1 protein-coding gene and 1 pseudogene are annotated in these 878 nt (G+C 64.4%); both read right to left on the minus strand.

The window, feature by feature from the left end; all coding sequences use genetic code 11:
* Window positions 1-4: 4 nt before the first annotated feature.
* Entirely contained in the window at window positions 5-634 is a 630-nt protein-coding gene (locus BLX41_RS03525) for an ABC-type transport auxiliary lipoprotein family protein (protein ID WP_123723789.1), read from the minus strand.
* Window positions 631-878: pseudogene (locus BLX41_RS34310) on the minus strand (MlaD family protein); the annotation flags it as partial. The pseudogene BLX41_RS34310 and the gene BLX41_RS03525, both read right to left, overlap by 4 nt.

Raw genomic sequence — 878 nt, forward strand, 5'->3', positions numbered from 1 at the left:
CCGTTCATTTTTTCAGCGCCAGGTTGCCCTGCCCCACCGCCCAATCCACTACCTGCCGGGTCAGCGCGTCGCTGGCTTGGCCAAACCCTGTCACCACCGCCGGCACTTGGGGTTCGCTCAGGGGTTGGCGCACTTCAAAGCGCCGGCTGGCGAGGATTTTCTGGTCATAGCCACGAATCAGTCGCGCATCCAGGCGAATCACCACCTGGGCGTCAGAGCCCTGATACTCGGTCTGAAAGGCTTGCAGGTCGCCGCCCAGGGCGAGGTCGCTCTGCAGGTTACTGTCGTCGGTGCTCAATAGCTGCACCCGGCCATCGCGCTGGAAGCCGTCCAGCAGGCGGTTGCGCAGCAGGATCGGTGCTGGGTCGCTCCAGCGCGAAGCCTTGTAGCTGCTGATCAGGTTGCCCTGGGGGATCACCGCGATTCGCGCGCTGTTCAGTGCATCGCCGGCCTGAGGCTTGAGCAGCTGCAGCGACCACGACAGCGCCTTGCCGGTGACGGGGGTCGTGCTCTGGCCCACCGGCAGCCGATAGATATCCAATGGCTCGCCCTTAGGCAGGATCGAGCAGGCACTGGTCAGGGCCAGGGCGGTCCCCAGGGCCAGTGGCGCCAGTAGATGACAGACACGCTTCATGGCGTGAACTCCTTGTTCTTCTCGTTACCCAGCAAGTAACCGCCAGGGTTGGCTTCGAGGCGACGGGTGATGGCTCGCAGCGAGCTCAGGGTCTCGCGCAGCTCGCGCACCGCCGGCGCCAGGCCGTTGAGCCCTTGCATGCCATTGTTCAGCGAGTCCTGGTTGTCGCTCAGCAGTTTGTTCAGGGTGGCGCTGCTCTGTTCCAGGTTGCGTATGGCGTGCTCGGCGCTGCCGAACATCTGCT

The organism is Pseudomonas protegens (assembly GCF_003732485.1).
Taxonomy (GTDB): domain Bacteria; phylum Pseudomonadota; class Gammaproteobacteria; order Pseudomonadales; family Pseudomonadaceae; genus Aquipseudomonas; species Aquipseudomonas protegens_B.

Coding starts and splice junctions, on each gene's coding strand:
- BLX41_RS03525 (WP_123723789.1), bottom strand. CDS start 634: ATGAAGCGTGTCTGTCATCTACTGGCGCCACTGGCCCTGGGGACCGCC.